The sequence below is a fragment of the Kaistella palustris DSM 21579 genome, assembly GCF_000422265.1.
Taxonomy (GTDB): Bacteria; Bacteroidota; Bacteroidia; order Flavobacteriales; family Weeksellaceae; genus Kaistella; species Kaistella palustris.
Window position 1 is genome coordinate 368,528 of sequence record NZ_AULL01000012.1, and the last position, 20,793, is coordinate 389,320.

Below are 20,793 nucleotides of genomic sequence, written 5' to 3' on the forward strand. Positions count from 1 at the left end.
GGCAGAAAGTTTAGGTTAATTTCCGAAAAGTGTTACGCTCCTGGGAAATAAAATTCTTGAGGTTCGATATTCATTTGATGTAAATCTGCATTTCGGTTTTTCCAGCGAATCTTTACCAGGTTACGGGTGCAAGGTTCAGGGCGTAATTGTTATCCAGGCTGTTTAGCCTTTTAAGGTAATAGACAAAATGTGTTTCTTCAATCAGTCTTGCAAGTATGGCTTTTATTTCCACCCTTTCCTCGCTGCCGGAAAATTCATATTTCATGAAATAATAAAGTATAGAATATGATTTTTTCCATCCCAGCGCAAGATGGTCCAGGTTGGTCTTTCTCAGCAGACTTTCAGATTTTTCATACTCGCCCATTTTATAGTAAGCTACGGCACACATGATTTTCCAGCATTCGTCATGATTTTCTTTCCGGTCTTGCGGCACAAATTTGCGGTCACTGAATTTCTGCTTCGTATTATTTTCAATCAGGAATCGCATTTCCTCAGTTTTGTCCGTATAGATCAAATGTTCCAGCACCGAGTATTCAAAACTGCAGACCGATCTTTCGGATACGGTGCGGTATTGTTCCCGGGCAAGAAGCATTTCTTTGTAAATTTTTTTAAATGATTTTTCATCCTGCTGCACCCAGGCATGCAGCAGCATTACACCAAACTTACGGCCGGCTGGTAACACGTACACATCGGGTGTAAGTTCGGTCTCTGAGATCTTTTGATGGTAAATCTCCATGAACTCTGCATTTTCGGTCAGGTAGGAACCCATATACAGAAAACCGTACGCAAAAAGTTTAGCCTCATTGTGATTTTCGTATTTCAGATAACGGTGGAAGTAGAGCGTATACACCGTTCCCGCCAAATCCCGCATCGGATGATGTTCTATGAAGTAGGTTCTGGCTCGCGGATACTTCAGCAGCTCATGGTGTACACTTGCGAGGGCTGCAGGTGATTCCGAAATTTTCTCACAGAGCTTATCACTGATCTTCCAGTAGTCACTCGGCGAATTATCACTGCCCAGTTCCTGCAGTATAGAGGCGAGATCATTTTTTGCCAGTCCTTCCACAAACGTTTTATAATCCGCAGAACCACAGTATCGGGCCAGCGTATCCAATGTATATTTGCTGAATCCACCGCTGCTTTTAACCAGACCAAAGAATCTTCGGAAAGTCTGTGCATTCAGAAGTGGGCCGTTTTTACTGATTTCGCCGGCAAGTTCAGCACAGTCATTTACGGATTTTATATCCTTTCCAAATTTATGAACTATTGAATGCTGTAAATAGTAGAGAATCTTATGGCTTATAATCATGCAATTAATGTTATTGTTACAAATTTAATAAAAATTTAAGAACTGTAACTGTACTTAACTGTACTTTTAATTATCTGCCGTAATTCTTATTTTTGTCATCACAATACAAATGATGAAGGGACACTTTCAGAAAGGCGGATAAAAATACATATCAGATTTTTATTACGCCTTTTTTCATAAAAATAATTACGCCGCAAATCCAAATTCTACAATAGTTTTTGCATCTGTCATAAAAAAAGTCCGTTCAATTCCAGTTTTGAACGGACTTTCTATTTACCTATTTCTAAAGTGGCAAAATTTAACTTTACAGTTTCTAAATTGTAGTTAAACGCAGGGTGTTTGTCTTGCCGCCTTCATAATAAGGTGTAGCGTTGAGGTTGATCACAAAATCGCCCTGTTCCACAAAACCGTAATCGCGTGTAAGTGTGTTGACCTGCACTATAGTTTCATCTGTAGATTTTTGCATATCGTAATGGAATGCCCGTACGCCCCAAAGCAGATTCAGCATAGTGATTACGCGCCTGTTGGAACTGTACACAATGATATTTGAATTAGGCCGGTGCGCCGAAATTTGAAATGCCGTATAGCCGGAATAGGTGAGCGTCACGATCGCTTCTACATTGGTTGTTTTTGCGATACGCACTGCGGCCAGACAAATCCTGTTGGTGATGAAACGCTCATCAATACAGTTGAACTCGTGCTCGATAGGCGAATTCTTGGTTTGATAGAAATGTGTCTGTTCAATATTTTTCACGATTTTCGACATGTTCTTCACCACGTCTACAGGATATCTCCCTACCGATGTTTCGCCGGAAAGCATTACCGCATCGGCACCATCAAGTACGGAATTTGCCACGTCATTCACCTCCGCACGCGTCGGCGTCAGGCTGCTGATCATGGTTTCCATCATTTGCGTAGCAATGATCACCGGTTTCGCGAATTTACGGGCAATCTCTACCAGGTTTTTCTGGATCGCGGGAACTTCTTCCATAGGAACTTCTACACCAAGATCGCCGCGGGCAACCATCAACCCATCACATTCCATCAGTATCTGTTCAATGTTGCGCACGCCTTCGGGTTTCTCGATCTTTGCGATGATCGGCGTTTTCATTTTGTTTGTTGGGTGAGCGCGCATAAGTTCTTTCAGGTCAATAATATCCTGTGCGTGCCGTACGAATGATAATGCGATCCAATCCAGCTCCAGATCCAACATAAAGTTTGCATCCTCTATATCTTTCTCGGTAAGTGCCGGCAAAGATACATTGGTGTTGGGCAGGTTTACCCCTTTTTTTGAACTGAGCGGACCTCCCTGTATGGTTTTTGCGTTTACAGTGTCTACGTTATTTGTTTCCAGAACTTCCAGTACAATTTTTCCGTCATCGATCAGAATTCTTTCACCGGCCTTTACATCCTGCGGGAACTGCTGATAGGTCATATAAACGCGTTTCGAGTCGCCTTCAATTTTTTCATTGGTGAAAGTCAGGATATCACCAGGGTTTAAGTATGAACCTTCCTTTACAACGCCCACCCGGAGTTTCGGGCCCTGCAGGTCGCCAAGGATTCCTACTGAAAAGCCATATTCCTGATTGAGCTCACGTATGATCTCTACGTTTTTCTTAACTATATCGTAATCTGCGTGGGAAAAATTTATTCTAAAAACATCTACGCCCGCCTGGATGAGTTGAAGGATCACTTCCTTCCCATCTGTTGCCGGACCCAGTGTTGCGATGATCTTGGTCTTTTTTAAATACTTATTCATAATATTGAATTATTTGATAAAGCTCTTCTTTAGGGCTTAGTGGAAAATCCTGAATCTGAAACATCAGATTTTCCGGATGCAAAATTACTGAAAAATCATCAATTGGTTCCGATGTTTTAAGGAGATAGTCCACATCGGAATAATGCTCCAGTAATATTTTCACTTCGTCTTCGCCGGAAAATAATTCGGGAGGTGCGCTTTTTTGGTGTGCTTCAAAAGATTTGTTGGATATGCACTGCAGGCAGATCTTCGACTCAGAATAGTAAGCCTGGAACCGGCTGAAGGAATAATCGAAGTAAGTACCATGAATTACAAGGTCGGCAATTCTTTTAAACTTAAACTCGTTGAGCCGGTTGATCTCGTAGTAAAGCTCGTGCTCGGGAACAGCTTTTGCCAGACGTATTAAACCAATATTGAGTTCCTCATTGTCATCCTCAACATCAAGCAAGATTTTTCGGGTTTTCAATGATACTCTTTTTTTTATTTAAGATATAGAATGCGCGCTGCGCGGCTTTTTCTTCTGCCTTTTTCTTTGAAGTTTCTGTGGCGTTTGAGATTTTTTCATCGTCCAGCCACACATAACTTCTGAAAACCAGATTTTTGTTGGGCTGCATTTCTTCGCAGGTCTCATATTTTAGATTTACTTTCTGTTTCTGGCTCCATTCCAGCAGCAAACCTTTGTAACTTACGATTTTATTTTCGAGCTTATTAATTTCGGTAGGTGTAAGCAGTCTTTCAAGAACCACTTTCTTGCAGGTTTCATAATCTACATCCAGATACAGTGCACCAACAAGCGCCTCAAACAGGTTCCCGGCAATATTTTCACTTAAAGCTGTAGTGGATTCATTTTGAAGAAATTTCGTAAGGCCAAGTTCTGTTCCGAGTTTGTTCAGATTTTTTCGGTTTACGATCTTAGACTTCATCTGCGTCAGATATCCTTCGTTAGCTTCCGGATAGGTTGCAAAAAGATGACATGAAATGATTGCTCCAATTACAGAGTCGCCTAAAAATTCGAGCCGCTCGTAATTTTTAACCTGTTTATTTCTGGAGGATGTTTTCAGTGAGAACGCTTCGCGGTAGAGGCTGATATTCTGCACGTTGCACCCGGTAATCCGGCTGATGTTTGTGCTTAGGAAATAGTCTTTCTCAGAAAGGTTTTTTTTTCTGTCGACCAGGAATTTAGAAAGATACTTCTTTAACTCCATCGATAAGTTTCTTAGATTTTTTGAAAGAGCACACAGGCGTTATGTCCACCGAAACCGAAGGTATTACTCATCGCGATGTTCACCGTTTTTTCTACGGCGTGATTGAAGGTGAAATTCAGTCGGCTGTCGATTTTCTCATCATCCGTAAAATGGTTGATGGTTGGCGGAACGATATTATGCATAATGGTGTGTAGAGCTGCTATGGCTTCCACCACGCCCGCTGCGCCTAACAAATGCCCGGTCATCGATTTTGTTGAGTTGATCTGAATATCAAAGGCGTGCTCGCCCAGAAGTCGGGAAATTGCATGAGATTCCGCAATGTCGCCCAGAGGTGTAGATGTGCCGTGCATGTTGATGTGATCTACAGCATCAGCGGTAATTTCGGCATCTTCCAGACAGTTTTTCATCACGAGATAAGCGCCTAATCCCTCAGGATGTGGTGCCGTCATGTGATAAGCGTCTGCACTCATGCCGCCGCCTTTCAGTTCTGCGTAAATCGTAGCTCCTCTTTTTTTGGCGTGTTCATATTCTTCCAGAATTATAGATCCGGCACCCTCGCCTAAAACGAAACCGTCACGGTCTTTATCAAAAGGTCTCGAGGCAGTTTTAGGATCATCATTTCTGGTTGAAAGCGCCATCATTGCATTAAAGCCACCGACGCCACTTGCTGTAATTGCAGCTTCTGAACCTCCGCACACGATTACATCGGCTTTCCCCAGCTGAATCAGCATTTTGGAATCGATAAGTGCATTGGCTGATGAGGCACACGCGGAAACAGTAGTATAGTTAGGTCCGTGGAAACCGTATTCTATTGAGATCTGACCACCTGTAATATCGGCGATCATTTTTGGTATAAAGAACGGATTAAAACGTGGAATATCTGTATTGGCCCAGCCTAAGACTTCTTTTTCAAAAGTTTCAAGGCCACCAATCCCTGAGCCCCAAATTACACCGACACGGTTTTTGTCTACGTTATCATCGATAATCCGGGAGTGCGCTACTGCTTCTCGGGCAGCCACGATTCCGAACTGCGTGTTCCGGTCCATTTTCTTTGATTCTTTTTTATCAAAATAATTCAGTGGATCGAAATTTTTAACTTCGCAGGCAAATTTGGTTTTAAACCTTGAGGCATCAAAAAGAGTAATCGGAGCAGCACCGCTCTCACCTTTGATCAGGTTTTCCCAAAACTCGTTGACATTACTTCCAAGAGGCGTAATAGCGCCGAATCCGGTAACAACTACTCTTTTCAATTCCATAAATTTTTTTCTTGTTGAATATTATTTGTTCACTACTTCTTCGATGTAAGCAATAGCGTGTCCTACAGTGGTAATTTTTTCTGCTTGGTCATCTGGGATCTGAATGTTGAATTCTTTTTCGAATTCCATGATAAGTTCTACAGTATCCAAAGAATCTGCTCCCAAATCATTGGTGAAGCTGGCTTCTGGAGTTACTTCTGTTTCCTCAACGTCGAGTTTATCAGCGATAATAGCTTTTACTCTTGATGCAATGTCTGACATAGTAATTTATTTTAGTTAATTGTTAATTGATGCAAATATATAAAATTCTTTATCATTTGTTAGATTTTTAGGAATATTTAAGTAAAATTTCAGCCCAACAAGCCGGTAATTTCTACCTGTCTTGCCTTGGTGTTGCGACCTTTGGCAGCGGGCGTTTTGAGAAATGGCTACTATAATATTGCGTTTTGTATATCCGCTGTTTCCTTAAAATTTATTACTCATTATGAAGGCTTTAGAAAAAAGAAATAGCCCGATATGATATCGGGCCATCTCTCATTTATGGGCAGTGATTATTTTTTGATCACTTTGAAGGATTCATTTTTACCGCCTTCAAGAATAGTACTGATGATGTAAACACCTGGAGCCATTTTGCTCATGTCTATTTTACCGTTAACTACTTTAGAGGAAACCGGCATTTTCTGGCCTGCAACATTGTAAACATGTACAGTTTCGATTGCTTTCTTAGAATTGATGGTCAGGTAATCGTGAACAGGGTTCGGATAGAAAGAAACTTCTGTTTTACCTGATTCACTTACCGCTGCAAGTGTACATTCTGCGTCGATAGACCAGTTGCTGTCGTAATGCTGTCCTGGTGCATCAGCATTAATGATTTGGGCATAAGTTGTTCCACCGTCTGTAGACTGGTAGTTTGAAGCTGTAACCCAACCTTCGTTATATTTATAACCGATCCAGTAAATACTTGTAGATGAAGCAGAAGTAGCCTGCAGTGAGATCCAGTATCTTGTATCAGCTGAAGCATTAACCGGCAATTCGTAGTTACCAAGGTCAAGTTTCACTGCATACGTTGGGTAACCCGCGAAAGTATCTGGTAAAGTAGTTACACTTACAGGTACAACGTTGGTCCATGTTTTTACAACTGCACCCGGAGTTTTGGATCCGCTGTCGCTCATGATCTTAATGTCGAATGAAGCGATATCTGAACCACCCGCTAATGGTACCATGTCCGCAGTGATGGTTTGGATTTTATACTGCTGGCTTTCCATTGGAACAAAGAAATCGTTTGCTACAGCGTAATTTAAGCTTTTCGTAATGTTGTTGGCCAAATCCGGTTCTCCGGTATACGTTTGGTCACAGCCGTAATCCGGCTCAGTTGGTGGAGGTGGCGTAGTGCCGCACTGAATTGATCTGGTGTGGAAAGTTGCGCTTGTTCCGCTGCCGCAATTCGCATCAGTATGTACATAGTAACGGAATGCTCCTGAAGCAGTCGGCGTGTACGTTACTGTACCAACACCTGAAGCCAAAGCAGTAGTACCGGCATTATCAGCTACAGTAATGAAATAAGTCGGTTTAGAAACTGTAAATATGTAAGCTGTGCCTGCGGTTAAGTTCACTACAGAATATTCTCCTGCATATCCGGCACCGGTTACTGTTTGTGGTGCGCCGTTACATGTTGGAGTTACTGCAGTTGAAGGATATTGCCCGTTTGGTGCAGTTAAACAGCCTGTAACAACTGTAGGTGCTACAACTAAAGTGTAATCTTCAGTCTCACCATATCCGGCGCCATCGCAAGGATCTTCGTTTGCAGGATTGTCGCTGCCTGTTGCAACAACCATTACTCTCATTCTGTACGAACCTGCAGCTAAAGTTGTCGGAATTGTAATGTTACCACTCAGTGTTTCGCCTGTGCTTGAACCCTGACCAATTTCGCCAATGAATTCACCTGCATCAAAAGTTTCATTTTTATCATAATCGATCCAAACGGAAACACGCTCGAACCAACCGTCACCAACTGTAACAGATATCGGGTAGGACTGGCCTGCCACGATCTGCCCCTGCATCGCGGTATAATCGCCGTAACCGCTCGCACTGCATGTGGTGGTGTTATTGATTCCGGCAAAAGTAACATTTGTAATTACATCTCCATCACTGCAGTCTGCAGAAGGCAGGCAATAAGCTGCAGGTGCCAGAGCGGTCATCTGAGCAGCAGCAGAATGAAGGATTGTTTTTTGTTTTATCGGATGTACCGATACTTTGGATTTTGCATGTTGACCGAAACCTGCGAGAGGAAGCATAGCCATCATCAATAAGGATAATTTTGTTCTCATAAGAATTGAAATTTAATTAAACAATTTTTTTAACTGGACTAAAGTATAAAAAATTATCAATAAAAACCAAATAATTTTGATTTTTTTATTGCAATAAGTCTCTTTCATTGATTTAATGAGAATTGGACAAGCAGGTCCGATTAGCGCAGTTTGCGATACAATCGATTACCGAAAAACTTATTCAGGAAAAATTTGCGGAGAAATAACGGAACCCGGAAGGTGAATAGAAAGAAAGAGTCTAGACCATCAGAAATTCGTTGATTAGGGAAGCTGCCAGTCTTGCAGTTCTTTCTCCTATATCGTAGGTGGGATTAACTTCGGCAATATCCAAAGCTTTTAACTTAGGTGTTTCAAGAATATGGCAGAAAAAATGCATGAAAGCGGGATCTGCAAAAATACCGTTATGCGCGGCTGCAGAAACTCCGGGCGCTATGGAAGCATTGAATACATCCATGCAGATGGTGAGATACAGGATGTCGGCCTTTCCGATAAAGTCGTCGATTTTCTCATATATAAAAGGAAGATTCTCGAAGAAAAGCTCGTCTGCAAGTAGATAAATCATTCCGTTCTGGTGCGCTGTATCAAAAAGTTGCAGTGTATTTGAATTCTTCTGGATTCCAATATGCAGCGAATGGATTTTTTCCTGAGCGGCGATCTGTAAGAAACCTGTGCCGGAAGTGGCGCCGACCGCGGGTTCCATTGCGCGGTTGTCAAAATGCGCATCTATATTGATGATGCCGATTTTTTTTTCGGGAAATGCCTGCCGAAGTCCGGAGAAATGCCCGTACATCACCTCGTGGCCACCACCGAGAACAATTGATTTGGCATTTTTACTGAAAACTTTTGCAGTGCGGTTAGCGAGTTCCAGCTGTGCTTTCTCCAGTTGGTCACCGTCGCAGGTTAAATTGCCGAAATCTTTTAATGAAAATTTAGGCTGAACTACGGGAAAGTTCGCCATGTTTTTGCGGATGATATCTGGTGCATCTTTTGCGCCGGTGCGACCTTGGTTTCGTCTTACACCTTCATCCACTGCAAAGCCATGCAGAACAAAATCTCCCTCGCAAATCAGTCCATAATCAGTCGCGGGGAAAACACGCTGGTAGATCCGCTGACTCAGGGGATTGTCGCCGTCAAATCGTCCGGTCCAGATCATAGGTTTTTTTTTCGTTCTTAATGATTTTCGGTTTCACTTTCCAGCTGCGATGCATAAGCTATTGCAGCTTCCTTTACCCAGGCGTGTTCACGCTGCGCTTGTCTTTTGGTTTGCAGGCGTTTTTTATTGCACGGACCGTTCCCTTTCAGAACTTCCATAAATTCGTCCCATGGCAAATCACCGAAATCGTAGTGTTGCGTTTCTTCATTCCACTTCAATTTTTCATCCGGAATTTTCAAGCCAAGGAATTCAGCCTGACCTACAGTCACATCCACAAAACGCTGGCGCAAAGCATCATTGCTTTCTCTCTTTACGCGGTAATTCATAGACTTCTGCGAGTTTGGTGAAGCATCGTCATTAGGTCCAAACATCATCAGTGCCGGCCACCAGAAGCGGTTCAGTGCTTCCTGAGCAAGATCCTTCTGTTCTTTGGTGCCGCGGCAAAGCGTCATTAAAATTTCATAACCCTGCCGTTGGTGGAAAGATTCCTCCTTGCAGATCCTCACCATTGCGCGTGAATATGGGCCATAAGAATTTCCCATAAGCATTACCTGATTCATAATTGCAGCACCGTCTACAAGCCAGCCAATTGCACCAATATCTGCCCACGAAAGTGCAGGATAATTAAATATGCTCGAATATTTTGCCCTGCCGGAAAGCATATCATTATAAGTGGAGTCACGGTCTGCCGCAATCTCGCCATTATTTAAGGTTTCGGTGGCGGCGTAAAGGTATAACCCATGTCCGGCTTCATCCTGGATTTTTGCCAGGAGCGCCATCTTCCGGCGCAATGTCGGTGCGCGGGAAATCCAGTTGGCTTCCGGCAGCATACCTATAATCTCGGAATGTGCATGCTGTGAGATTTGCCTTACCAGTAATTTTCGGTAGTCCTCGGGCATCACGTCTTTGGGTTCAACTTTATTTTCTGCCTGTACGTATTCTAAAAATTTATCGTGGTTCATCCTGTTTGTATTAATGGTAAATTGCTGAGATTAATTGTTCAGCGTAATCGCGATATCCTCTTTGAGGTAAAGTCCGATTTTCCCGTTAGAAAATTCTCCGGCAACAAAGGTCAGAGTTTTTTCGGGAGCCTGAATTTCGTATTCGTTAAAGAAACAGATATTCCTTTCGAACGGACTGATGACTTCGATTTTGCGGTCAGAGCAATGCCAGTAATAATTCCAGATGTTAAGTCCGTCGATCTTATATTCCTTATCAACTTCAATAAGCGATGCAAATTTCCAGGTATCCATTTCTTTTAATTTTCTGTTATAAATCTTTAAACGTCGTAATTCAGCATTACCACATTGGTTGTTGGGTGGCACTGGCAGGTCAGTACAAAACCGCGCGCCACTTCATCTTCGGTCAGTGCGAAGTTCTTCTCCATAAAGACCTCGCCCTCCATAACCTGTGCCTTACAGGTGCAGCAGACGCCACCTTTACAGGCAAAAGGAACCGGAAGCTTTTCATTAATTGCCTGATCTAAGATACTGTTTTTCTTTGAATTAAGGTGGAACGAATATTCATCATCATCAATGATCACTGTAACCATACTTTCCAGATTCGGTATGGCTTTAAACTCGTCACTCATCTCCGCATTTCCCTCCTCATCGGGTGCCGCGTAATATTCATAAAGACTTTGCAGAGAAGGAACCTTAATTTCTTTTTTAAGGAAATCGGAAATATTTTTGATCATTTCCGAAGGTCCACAAATAAAATAGGTCGCTTCCTGCACAGGAATTTCCGGAAATCTTTCTAAAATCAAGCTTAGCTTTTCCGCCGATATACGTCCTTCGAAAAGCTCATCTTCAAAATGTTTCTCGCGCGACAGCATATATATAACGCGAAGCCTCCCACCGAATTTCTGCGCGAGCTCGTCAATTTGTTTTTTAAAGATGATTTCGCTCAGGCTTTTGTTGCTGAAAAACAAATATGCTTTACTGTTCGGTTCCTGGAAAAGCGCTTCCTTAAGATTCGAAAGTACCGGTGAAATCCCGCTTCCTGCCGCCAGTCCAACGTAGGTTTTTTCATTGGTCACATGGTGATTTGTGTAGAAGTGGCCCATTGGCGGACTCACGTCAACAACATCACCTACTTTGAGTTCAGAATTAAGATAAGTGGAAACTTTGCCTTCTTCCAGATGTTTTACAAGGATCTCCAGTTCCGCATTTCCCTCCGATGGCGCATTTACGATAGAATAAGAACGGCGAAGTTCCTCGCCATCAAAATTGAAACGTACATTTAGGTACTGCCCTTGTTTAAAGGAATATTGATGCCGCAAAGCGGTTGGAATTTCGAAGGCAATATGGATGGAGTCGTTTGTTTCTTTCGAAACCCGGGTCGTCTTTAACTGGTGAAAATGGTGCATATAAATACTCAAAAATAGTTTTGCTGAAGTGAAACAAATATAATAATTTTATATAAACCCTTCTGTTTTCATCTACGCCGGGAGTGAACCAGTCCTATTATCATGTTCCGTTTTTTTTATTTTCGCTTGCCATATCTTTACTGAAACTGCATTAAATGTGAATTTTTGTCTTAAATTGATGGTTCTTAATTTTTAAAATCGGAAATTATGACTTGTTTTTACGGAAATTATTAAATAGAACAGTTTTTGATTTTCAAAGTGTGAATTGAATAAGTGATTAAACGAAGCATCGGGAGTTCAGAAGTTTTTTTTGAATTCTTGATGTTTTTTAAACCTTAAAAAATACTGTTATGAATCTAAACCAATATACCGTAAAATCCCAGGAAGCCATACAGAAAGCGCAGCAGATCGCAATGGAATTTGGCAACCAAAGTATTGAACCCCAACATTTGCTTGAAGGAATTTTTCAGGTAGATGAAAATATTTCCGATTTTCTGATGAAGAAATCGGACGCAGAATTAACGCTGATCCGCGAAAGAAACCGGGAGAATTTAGAGAAGCTCCCCAAGGTGGAAGGCGGTAACATTTACCTCTCGCAATCCGCAAATAAAATCCTTCTGGATGCGCCGAATGTAGCCAAAAAAATGGGCGATGAATTCGTGACCATCGAACATCTGTGGCTTTCGCTATTTGAAGTGAATTCTGAAGTTTCACAGATGCTTAAAGATATGGGCGTGACCAAAAAAAGCCTGGAAACCGCCATCAGGGAATTGAGAAAAGGTTCCAAAGCAACATCGGCAAGTTCGGAGGAAACGTACCAAAGCTTAAATAAATACGCTAAAAATTTTAACGAACTCGCCGCCGAAGGTAAACTTGATCCCGTAATCGGACGTGATGAAGAAATCCGCCGCGTTCTGCAGATCCTTTCCCGAAGAACCAAAAACAATCCCATTCTTATTGGTGAGCCCGGCGTGGGTAAAACGGCCATTGCCGAAGGAATTGCACACCGGATCATTTCGGGTGACATTCCTGAGAACCTGCAGGATAAAACCCTGTATTCTCTGGATATGGGGGCACTCATCGCAGGTGCAAAATACAAAGGTGAGTTCGAAGAAAGACTGAAAGCCGTAATTAATGAAGTGACCAAATCCGATGGTCAGATCATACTTTTCATCGATGAGATTCACACGCTGGTTGGTGCCGGTGGTGGCGAAGGTGCGATGGATGCGGCCAATATCCTGAAGCCTGCATTGGCAAGAGGTGAGCTTCGTGCAATCGGCGCCACAACTTTAAATGAATATCAGAAATACTTCGAAAAAGACAAAGCGCTTGAAAGAAGATTCCAAAAAGTGATGGTCGAAGAACCGGACACAGAATCTGCGATTTCCATTTTACGTGGAATTAAAGATAAATATGAGGCTCACCACAAGGTACGTATTAAAGATGAGGCGATTATAGCTGCGGTAGAACAGTCTCAACGCTATATTTCCGACCGTTTTCTGCCGGATAAAGCCATCGATTTAATTGATGAAGCCTCGGCCAAACTGCGCATGGAAATCAATTCAAAGCCTGAGGAACTCGATGTGCTGGACCGTAAACTTATGCAGATGGAAATTGAACTTGCCGCAATTTCGCGCGAAGGCAACGATATCAAAATTCAGCATTTAAAAGAAGATATTTCCAAAGTTGCAGAACAGCGCAATGAAATCAACGCAAAGTGGCTGAAAGAAAAACAGAAATCTGAAGACCTGACTTCCATTAAAAAAGAAATTGAAGCACTGAAACTTGAAGCTGAACGTGCATCACGCGTCGGCGATTACGCGAAAGTAGCCGAAATCCAATATGGAAAGATCAAAGAAAAAGAAGACGATCTACAGAAACTGGAGCTCGAAATGCAGAATCATCAGAATGAACTCATCAAGGAAGAAGTTACGGCAGAAAATATTTCTGAAGTCATTTCTAAATGGACAGGCATTCCGGTAACGAAACTCGTGCAGTCGGAAAGAGAAAAACTGCTGCATCTGGAAGATGAACTGCACAAAAGAGTCGTAGGGCAGGAGGAAGCCATAGAATCTGTGTCCGATGCGATCCGCCGAAACCGCGCCGGTTTGAATGACGAGCGTAAGCCCATCGGAAGTTTCCTTTTCCTGGGAACCACAGGTGTCGGGAAAACCGAATTGGCAAAAGCACTCGCCGAATACCTTTTCGATGACGAAAATAACATGACGCGGATCGACATGAGCGAATATCAGGAGCGTCATTCCGTTTCTCGTTTGGTCGGTGCGCCTCCGGGATACGTGGGTTACGATGAAGGCGGTCAGCTCACCGAAGCAGTTCGCCGAAGACCTTATTCCGTGGTACTTTTAGATGAGATTGAAAAAGCGCATCCCGATGTTTTCAATACGCTTCTGCAGGTCTTGGATGATGGGCGTTTGACGGATAACAAAGGACGTGTAGTGAATTTTAAAAATGCGATCGTGATCATGACCTCAAATTTGGGCTCGCCATTGATTCAGGAAAATTTCGACAATATTACCGATGACAATGTGGATGAAGTGGTTGAAAAAACCAAGGAAGAAGTATTCGCGCTTCTAAAACAGACCCTGCGACCGGAATTCATCAACAGGATCGATGAGATCGTGCTCTTCCAGCCACTGAATAAAAAAGAAATCGGCAAGATCGTGCAGTATCAGCTGCGCGGTTTTAACGCTATGCTTGCACAGAAAGGAATTATCATGACCGCGACCGAAGATGCGATTCACTATATTACCAACAAAGGTTATGACCCAAGTTTCGGAGCCAGACCGCTGAAAAGGGTTTTGCAGCAGGAAGTTTTAAATAAGCTTTCCAAAGAAATTCTGGCAGGAAATGTAAATGATGGTGACCGAATTATTCTCGATTATTTTGATGAGAGCGGACTTGTTTTCCGTCCTGCGGAATAAAGTTTAACGTAATTTTTAAATACCATTTAAACCGCCTTTTTGTAAAAATTGCAAAAGGCGGTTTTTTATTTTTTCGCTTTGAATTTGCGAATAAATTTAGTTTGAATTGGTAAATGATGAAAGGTATGTGGATTTTCAGCCTAAAAACTGGCTATAATTTTAATATGCACCACATTGTTTCCGCTCACTTGAACGAGATATACGCAACTTTTTGATTAATGTTACTTTCTGATTAGGTGATGTTTATAAAATGTCGTTGTAATTACTTACAGAAATTCACATATTTTATTTTGTAAATTAAAAAATTATACATTCCTTTGCGGTATTCTAATGCCTAAAAGCGGAAGAATAAATTTTTTTTCATCATTTGTGTTTTGAGAATCCATCAGTCATGATGGATTCTTTTTTTTGTTTTTTCAGTATTAAAAATTTTCAGGCAAAGGAAAAATTAACATTTGATCCCCTTTAAGAAAAGAATAAAATGGCGCCGGCCAGGTTTCAGATGCTGAAGATTTTAATTAGTTTTAGTTTATAGCACCGGCTAATATTCTGCGGAAAAAAAAACAAAAAAGTTTCCGTTGAAATCTTTTCCGGAAACCGAAGTGAGCTGTGCCGCGCAAATATTGGGCATTCAATTAGTTTCCTTACTTTTGCACCTCGAAAAATTCACAATCATTTATTTCGCTATATTATGCTTTCTGTACAAGGTTTAGGTCTTCATCATTCCGGAAATTATCTTTTTCAAAACGTAAATTTTACCATCAAAAGAGATGATAAAATTGGCTTGGTCGGTAAAAACGGTGCCGGCAAATCCACCCTTCTGAAGATGCTGACCGGCGAAATCAACTTCTACGAGGGAAGTATAATGCAGGAAGGTGCCGTAACGATCGGTTTTCTGAAACAGGATCTGGACTTTGTAAAAGGCCGCACGGTTTGGGATGAGACTTTGCAGGCTTTCGAACAGATCAACGCGATGAAAAATGAGCTGGATGAGGTGAATCATCAGCTGGTGACCAGAACAGATTACGAAAGTGTAGAATACGAAAATATCATTCACCGTATGACGGAATTAAATGATCTTCTCATGCATCACGATGCTTATAATCTGGAAGGTGATGTAGAAAAAGTTTTACTTGGACTCGGATTTAAAGCAGATGATTTTCATAAGATCACCGATGAGTTTTCCGGTGGCTGGCGAATGCGGATCGAACTCGCGAAGTTGCTGCTTCAGAAAAATGACCTGATGCTGCTCGATGAGCCAACCAATCACCTTGATATGGAATCGATCATCTGGCTGGAAGCTTTTTTGAAAGAATATCCCGGTGCTATCGTACTGGTGAGTCACGATAAACAGTTTATGACCTCTGTCTGTAACCGGACATTCGACATTAATAATAAAAAAGTCGACGATTATAAAGCCAACTACACCAAATATCTTGAGCTGAGCAAAGAGCGAAAGGAAAAGCAGATCCAGGCCAAGAAAAATCAGGATGTGGAAATCAAGCAGATGGAAGATAACATCAACCGTTTTCGCGCTTCTGCCACCAAGTCCTCTTTTGCGCAGTCGCTGATCAAGAAATTAGATAAGATTGAAAGGATTGAAGTGGATACCGATGATGTTTCGAAATTTAATATCCGTTTTCAGCCGGCTGTAACTCCGGGTAAAGTAATTTTTGAAGCTAAAGATCTTGGAAAAGCTTACGGTAAGAAACAGGTTTTCGATAAAGTGGATTTCTTTATTGAACGCGGCGACCGTATCGCTTTGCTTGGCCAGAACGGCCAGGGTAAAACAACTTTAGCCAAAATCCTTTCCGGTGAAATTACCGATTATTCCGGCGAGTGGAATCTGGGCCACAACGTAAACATTGGCTACTTTGCCCAAAATCAGGAAGAAGTTTTAACACCTAACAAAACCGTTTTGGAAGAAGCTGAAGATGCGGCTACCGAAGAAACCCGGCCGCGCGTTCGTGACCTTTTGGGGAGTTTTCTTTTTCAGGGCGACGATGTGCAGAAGAAAACCAAAGTACTTTCCGGAGGTGAAAGAAACCGCTTGGCGCTGTGTAAATTATTACTTCGCCCGTTCAATACTTTGATCATGGATGAACCGACGAATCACCTCGATATTCAATCCAAAGAAATCATCAAACTCGCCCTTCAGAAATTCGAAGGAACGCTGATCGTAATTTCTCACGACCGGGAATTTTTGCAGGGTCTGAGCGATAAGATCTTCGAATTCCGCGACGGAAGAATGAAGGAATTTTTGGGTGACATTAATGATTATCTGGAATTCCGCCAAAAAGAAAGCATCCGTGAGATCTCAGCCGAAAAATCAAAACTCGCAGAATCCAGAAATGAACCTGTTGTAGAAAAAGTGGTTGAAAAACCGGTTGAGAAAAAAGTGGTGATCGTCTCGAAAGAAGAAAAAAGCATTCAGAATAAAATCAAGAAAGTAGAGGAAAAAATTTCTGAACTTGAACTGAAGATTGAAGAAATGGAAGCTTCTTTTACTTCTGAAAATCCTTCGGAAGAAACTTTAGAAGTTTACAACTCGAAGAAAGCAGATTTAGATCTGGCGCTTCAGGAATGGGAATATCTGGGAACGCAGTTGGAAGATTAGTTTAAGATTTCGTACCTGAAAAAATATAACCGTGTTAATCCAGGAAATTTAGGATTGACACTTTTTTTTACATACAGTTATTCGGGATAATCTCTTGATTCCTGTTAAATTCATCCAACCGAAATCGCTATCTTTGAAATTCAAATTTAATTTCAATGAATCACAGTCCGGTTGAAGGCTTTTCGAAACTTTCCAAACAAAGAAAGATCGACTGGCTGATCAAAGAATATCTCACCGAAGACCGCAGCTACGAGCAGATCCTGCAACAATACTGGAATGAAGATTCCGCGATCCAGAAGCTTCACGACGAGTTTTCAGAGAATACGATCTCCAATTTTTATATGCCTTACGGAATTGCGCCCAACTTTCTTATTGATGGGAAACTGCTTGCGTTGCCGATGGCCGTGGAAGAAAGTTCTGTAGTTGCTGCAGCGTCAAAAGCAGCGAAATTCTGGATCGATAAAGGCGGTTTTAAAACCACCATAATTAATACTAAAAAACTCGGTCACACGCATTTCATTCTGAATGTAGAACCTCATAAAGTGTTGCATTTCTTCAACTTTAAATTAAAGAAAAAACTTTTTGAAGCGACAGAAGAAATTACCAAAAACATGAGAAATCGTGGCGGTGGAATTCTTAATATCCGACTCATCGATAAAACTGCGGATCTGGAGAATTATTTCCAGTTGAAAGCCAGTTTTGATACGGTGGATTCCATGGGTGCGAATTTCATTAATTCCTGCCTGGAGCAGTTTGGCAAAACTTTAAAGGAAGAAGTTGAAAACGAAGCAGATTTTACACGCGGGGAAAAAGATTCGCTGCAGATCGTGATGAATATTCTCTCGAACTTCACACCGGACTGCATTGTAAGAGCCGAAGTTTCCTGTAAAATCGAGGATTTGAAAGACGACAGTGGGATTTCCAATGAAGAATTTGCGACAAAATTTAAACGTGCAGTTACGATCGCGGAAATTGAACCTTTTCGTGCAACAACTCATAACAAAGGAATTATGAACGGAGTTGATGCTGTGGTGATCGCCACCGGGAATGATTTCCGTGCAACCGAAGCCTGTGCGCATGCTTATGCCGCGAAGGACGGGAAATACTCGAGTTTAACGCACTGCACGATCGATAACGGGATTTTTCGGTTTTGGATTGATCTGCCAATTTCCGTTGGTGTAGTCGGTGGTTTGACGAATCTTCATCCTTTGGTGAAGTTTTCTTTGGCGCTGTTGGGAAAACCTTCCGCACAGGAACTCATGAGTATCTTAGCCGTTTCCGGTTTGGCACAGAATTTTGGTGCGTTAAGGTCTTTAGTTACAACAGGCATTCAGAAAGGACACATGAAAATGCACCTGCTCAATATCCTGAACCAACTCGGCGCTACGGAAGCGGAGAAAAACCACTTTGTAACGTACTTTAAAGATAAAACAGTTTCGCATCATGAAGTGATTTCGGAATTTAATAACTTGAGAAATAAGTAATATATTTGTAATAAATCGTCTCTAAAATGGAAACTTTAATTTTAAATAACGGTTCAAAGAAAGACCTGGATCTGCTTTTAGAGATCGCACAAAAGTTAGGTTTAAACTTAACAGTTTCGAACGAAGCAGAGCGTTACAACAAACTCCGTAGGTTAGCTAAAAAATTAGATGATTCTGTGTGCCCCAACGAAATATCTATGGAAGAAATTGTGGAAGAAGTAAGATCAGTAAGAAGGGAAAAATCCAGTCATGGGGAAGAGGATCATTCTTGATAGCAACATTTGGATTTCCATATTTTTGAGGAAGAATAGTCTCCAATTTTTAGAATTTATCAGCGACAATGAGTTTATTTTAATTGCTGATGATAATTTAAGAAATGAATTGTTAAATGTTATCTCAAGGAAAAAATTCAAAGACGTTTTTTCAGCAGAAAATATTGTAGATGCAATGAGTTATTTCGATTCATTATCTAATTTCATCACTACAAAAAAGAATTTTCCGGACGTCCGGATGTTATAGATGATTTTCTTTTTGATTTAGCAATTCAATCCAAAACAAAAATTATAGTTTCTGGTGACAAAAAACTCATTGATTTTAAAAATGAAAAAGTAGCCGTAATTTCTTTCAAGGATTTTATGGAGAAATTTAAAGATTAAGATATGTTCGGATTAATATTAGCGCTCGGAATTTTAATTTTCGGCTTTTTTCTGGAAACCACAAAAACACCGGGTTTCGAAAGCTCCAAAAAATTTGCGTGGATGTTTATCGCAATCGGAGTATTGACGGTTATAGGGAAACTGGTGATCATGTATCAAAAAGGAGAATTATAAAATGAAAACATTTACATTAATTACAGGCGCGGCTTACGGACTGATTTCTGTTATATTAGGCGCTTTCGGCGCGCACGCGTTGAAAAAGATCATCTCTGCAGACAAACTTGCAAGTTTTGAGACGGGTGTGAAATATCAAATGTACGCGGCGTTATTTTTACTGATCGTTGGTTATATTTTGAAGTTTGAAACGGCATCTGAGCGGTGGATCGCAATATTGATGATTGCGGGAACATTTCTGTTTTCGGTGAGTATTTATCTGCTGGCATTTAGCGAGGTCGCGGCTGTTCCTTCCAAAATTATCGGTCCAATAACACCGCTCGGTGGTTTGCTGATGATTATTTCCTGGGCGCTGCTGATATTCTATTTTATAAAGAATAAGACCTGATGTTCTTTGTTTTCGGGTTCAGAACTAAACTTTTAGGGAAAGAAAACCGTAAGATTCCTAAGAACGGTTTTTACGTAAATGCAGTCATCAAGGTTTACAGATTTTATTTTGAAATATTTTTTATTCCGCTCATTCCATTAGGAAAAAAATACAGTCTTTACATTCCCCATACCGATGAGTATTTTGAAACAAACTTTTTTTCGAAGGATATGTCCGAGGAATATTTAGAAATATGCCGGGACACAGGCCGCAAATATTAAAATGACAAAACCCAGACTCGCCTTATTTATCGGGATCCTCTGCATCTCGATTTTTCCCGTTATTGTCCGCATGAATCTGACTTCCGGGTTAATTTCTGCATTTTACCGGATGGCAATCGTTACCGCAATACTGTTGCCGTATTCGGTTTACACCAAAAAACTGCAGCTTCCCGATCTAAAAAATCTTTTACCGGTTATAGCGTGCGGAATTTTATTCGCCTCAGATATCGCCGTCTGGAACGTTTCCATTCAGCATTCCAGTGCCACGCAGGCGACCTTGCTTACGAATCTGTCACCGATCTGGGTTGGCGTTTTTTCGTTTCTCTTCCTGAGTTACCGTCCGAGGAAAAGTTTTTGGCTGGGAACATTGATCGCACTGCTGGGAATGATCGTGTTCGTGGGTGTAGAAACAATTCTGGATCTGAAACTGGATTTTGCATTCTTCCTGGGCATACTTTCGGGCGTGTTATATGCGGTATACATTCTGGTCAGCAAAACAGTGCTTCAGAAACTTCCGGTGGTGACTTTCATAACGTACAGCATGCTTTTCAGCACTGTATTTCTTTTTTTTATTAATGTGTTCTTCCACGAAAGTTTTTCTGGCTTCTCAGATGCTGCTTGGTTGTCGCTTGTAGTGCAGGGAATTGTGTGCCAGCTAATTGCCTGGCTTCTTATAAGTTATGCCACACAGAATATGCGTGCAACGCGCGTTTCGCTAAGTCTGTTAAGCCAGGCTATCTTCGCCACGATCCTGGCTGCAGTTTTTCTGCACGAAAAAATCAGTGGCATTCAGATGGTCGGTTCTGTCATAATTCTCGCAGGGATAGCAACAACCTTTTATGAAAAACAAAACGCGCCGCTACAATAAACTGCCTGACTTGTTTCAGTTAAAAAA

Annotated in this window: 19 protein-coding genes; 8 read left to right on the forward strand and 11 right to left on the reverse strand. The window is 41.5% G+C overall.

Going from position 1 to position 20,793, the window contains the following annotated elements; all coding sequences use genetic code 11:
- Positions 1 to 112 precede the first annotated feature (112 nt).
- The 11 genes from H562_RS0102860 to H562_RS0102910 all read right to left on the reverse strand — a co-directional run bounded on the left by H562_RS0102860 (position 113) and on the right by H562_RS0102910 (position 11,377).
- Positions 113 to 1,309: a hypothetical protein gene (locus tag H562_RS0102860; RefSeq protein WP_027376132.1), complete on the reverse strand. Its 1,197-nt coding sequence runs from the start codon at positions 1,307 to 1,309 to the stop codon at positions 113 to 115.
- A gap of 313 nt (positions 1,310 to 1,622) precedes the next feature.
- The gene (pyk, locus tag H562_RS0102865; RefSeq protein WP_027376133.1) at positions 1,623 to 3,068 is read right to left on the reverse strand and encodes a pyruvate kinase; all 1,446 of its coding nucleotides are present in this window, start codon (positions 3,066 to 3,068) and stop codon (positions 1,623 to 1,625) included.
- Positions 3,061 to 3,534, reverse strand: a complete 474-nt coding sequence (locus H562_RS0102870) for an IPExxxVDY family protein (protein ID WP_027376134.1) — start codon at positions 3,532 to 3,534, stop codon at positions 3,061 to 3,063. Before H562_RS0102870 ends, pyk begins: the two co-directional genes overlap by 8 nt.
- Complete coding sequence (gene rnc / locus H562_RS0102875; protein WP_027376135.1) at positions 3,509 to 4,273, reverse strand: ribonuclease III; 765 nt, start codon at positions 4,271 to 4,273, stop codon at positions 3,509 to 3,511. Before rnc ends, H562_RS0102870 begins: the two co-directional genes overlap by 26 nt.
- 11 nt (positions 4,274 to 4,284) lie before the next feature.
- On the reverse strand, positions 4,285 to 5,529 hold the full coding sequence (fabF, locus tag H562_RS0102880; RefSeq protein ID WP_027376136.1) for a beta-ketoacyl-ACP synthase II: 1,245 nt from the start codon (positions 5,527 to 5,529) through the stop codon (positions 4,285 to 4,287).
- A gap of 21 nt (positions 5,530 to 5,550) precedes the next feature.
- A complete protein-coding gene (locus tag H562_RS0102885) occupies positions 5,551 to 5,790 on the reverse strand; it encodes an acyl carrier protein (protein ID WP_002976354.1) in 240 nt (79 codons plus the stop codon).
- 290 nt (positions 5,791 to 6,080) lie between these two features.
- Positions 6,081 to 7,856: a GEVED domain-containing protein gene (locus H562_RS0102890; protein WP_084466315.1), complete on the reverse strand. Its 1,776-nt coding sequence runs from the start codon at positions 7,854 to 7,856 to the stop codon at positions 6,081 to 6,083.
- A gap of 238 nt (positions 7,857 to 8,094) precedes the next feature.
- Entirely contained in the window at positions 8,095 to 9,009 is a 915-nt protein-coding gene (hutG, locus tag H562_RS0102895) for a formimidoylglutamase (RefSeq protein WP_027376138.1), read from the reverse strand.
- Positions 9,010 to 9,026: 17 nt separating this feature from the next.
- The gene (gene paaA / locus H562_RS0102900) at positions 9,027 to 9,971 is read right to left on the reverse strand and encodes a 1,2-phenylacetyl-CoA epoxidase subunit PaaA (RefSeq protein WP_027376139.1); all 945 of its coding nucleotides are present in this window, start codon (positions 9,969 to 9,971) and stop codon (positions 9,027 to 9,029) included.
- Between the two features lie 30 nt (positions 9,972 to 10,001).
- On the reverse strand, positions 10,002 to 10,262 hold the full coding sequence (locus H562_RS0102905; protein ID WP_027376140.1) for a hypothetical protein: 261 nt from the start codon (positions 10,260 to 10,262) through the stop codon (positions 10,002 to 10,004).
- Positions 10,263 to 10,288: 26 nt separating this feature from the next.
- A complete protein-coding gene (locus tag H562_RS0102910; protein ID WP_027376141.1) occupies positions 10,289 to 11,377 on the reverse strand; it encodes an FAD-binding oxidoreductase in 1,089 nt (362 codons plus the stop codon).
- A 350-nt stretch (positions 11,378 to 11,727) separates the two neighbouring features.
- On the opposite strand from H562_RS0102910, the gene clpB reads away from it, so the two are divergent.
- The 8 genes from clpB to H562_RS0102960 all read left to right on the forward strand — a co-directional run bounded on the left by clpB (position 11,728) and on the right by H562_RS0102960 (position 20,766).
- Positions 11,728 to 14,319 (forward strand): ATP-dependent chaperone ClpB, encoded by a 2,592-nt coding sequence (clpB, locus tag H562_RS0102915; RefSeq protein ID WP_027376142.1) that lies wholly within the window; start codon positions 11,728 to 11,730, stop codon positions 14,317 to 14,319.
- A 691-nt stretch (positions 14,320 to 15,010) separates the two neighbouring features.
- Positions 15,011 to 16,936: an ABC-F family ATP-binding cassette domain-containing protein gene (locus tag H562_RS0102925; protein WP_027376143.1), complete on the forward strand. Its 1,926-nt coding sequence runs from the start codon at positions 15,011 to 15,013 to the stop codon at positions 16,934 to 16,936.
- Between the two features lie 155 nt (positions 16,937 to 17,091).
- A complete protein-coding gene (locus tag H562_RS0102930) occupies positions 17,092 to 18,420 on the forward strand; it encodes a hydroxymethylglutaryl-CoA reductase, degradative (protein ID WP_027376144.1) in 1,329 nt (442 codons plus the stop codon).
- Positions 18,421 to 18,446: 26 nt separating this feature from the next.
- The gene (locus H562_RS0102935) at positions 18,447 to 18,692 is read left to right on the forward strand and encodes a hypothetical protein (RefSeq protein ID WP_027376145.1); all 246 of its coding nucleotides are present in this window, start codon (positions 18,447 to 18,449) and stop codon (positions 18,690 to 18,692) included.
- Complete coding sequence (locus tag H562_RS15855) at positions 18,670 to 18,939, forward strand: putative toxin-antitoxin system toxin component, PIN family (protein WP_084466316.1); 270 nt, start codon at positions 18,670 to 18,672, stop codon at positions 18,937 to 18,939. The genes H562_RS0102935 and H562_RS15855 overlap by 23 nt, the downstream gene beginning before the upstream one ends.
- Before the next feature lie 140 nt (positions 18,940 to 19,079).
- Entirely contained in the window at positions 19,080 to 19,250 is a 171-nt protein-coding gene (locus H562_RS15605) for a hypothetical protein (RefSeq protein WP_156831953.1), read from the forward strand.
- Position 19,251: 1 nt separating this feature from the next.
- Positions 19,252 to 19,638, forward strand: coding sequence for a DUF423 domain-containing protein (locus tag H562_RS0102950; protein WP_027376147.1), 387 nt, complete (start codon positions 19,252 to 19,254; stop codon positions 19,636 to 19,638).
- Positions 19,639 to 19,899: 261 nt separating this feature from the next.
- Entirely contained in the window at positions 19,900 to 20,766 is an 867-nt protein-coding gene (locus H562_RS0102960; protein WP_034690483.1) for a DMT family transporter, read from the forward strand.
- Positions 20,767 to 20,793 lie beyond the last annotated feature (27 nt).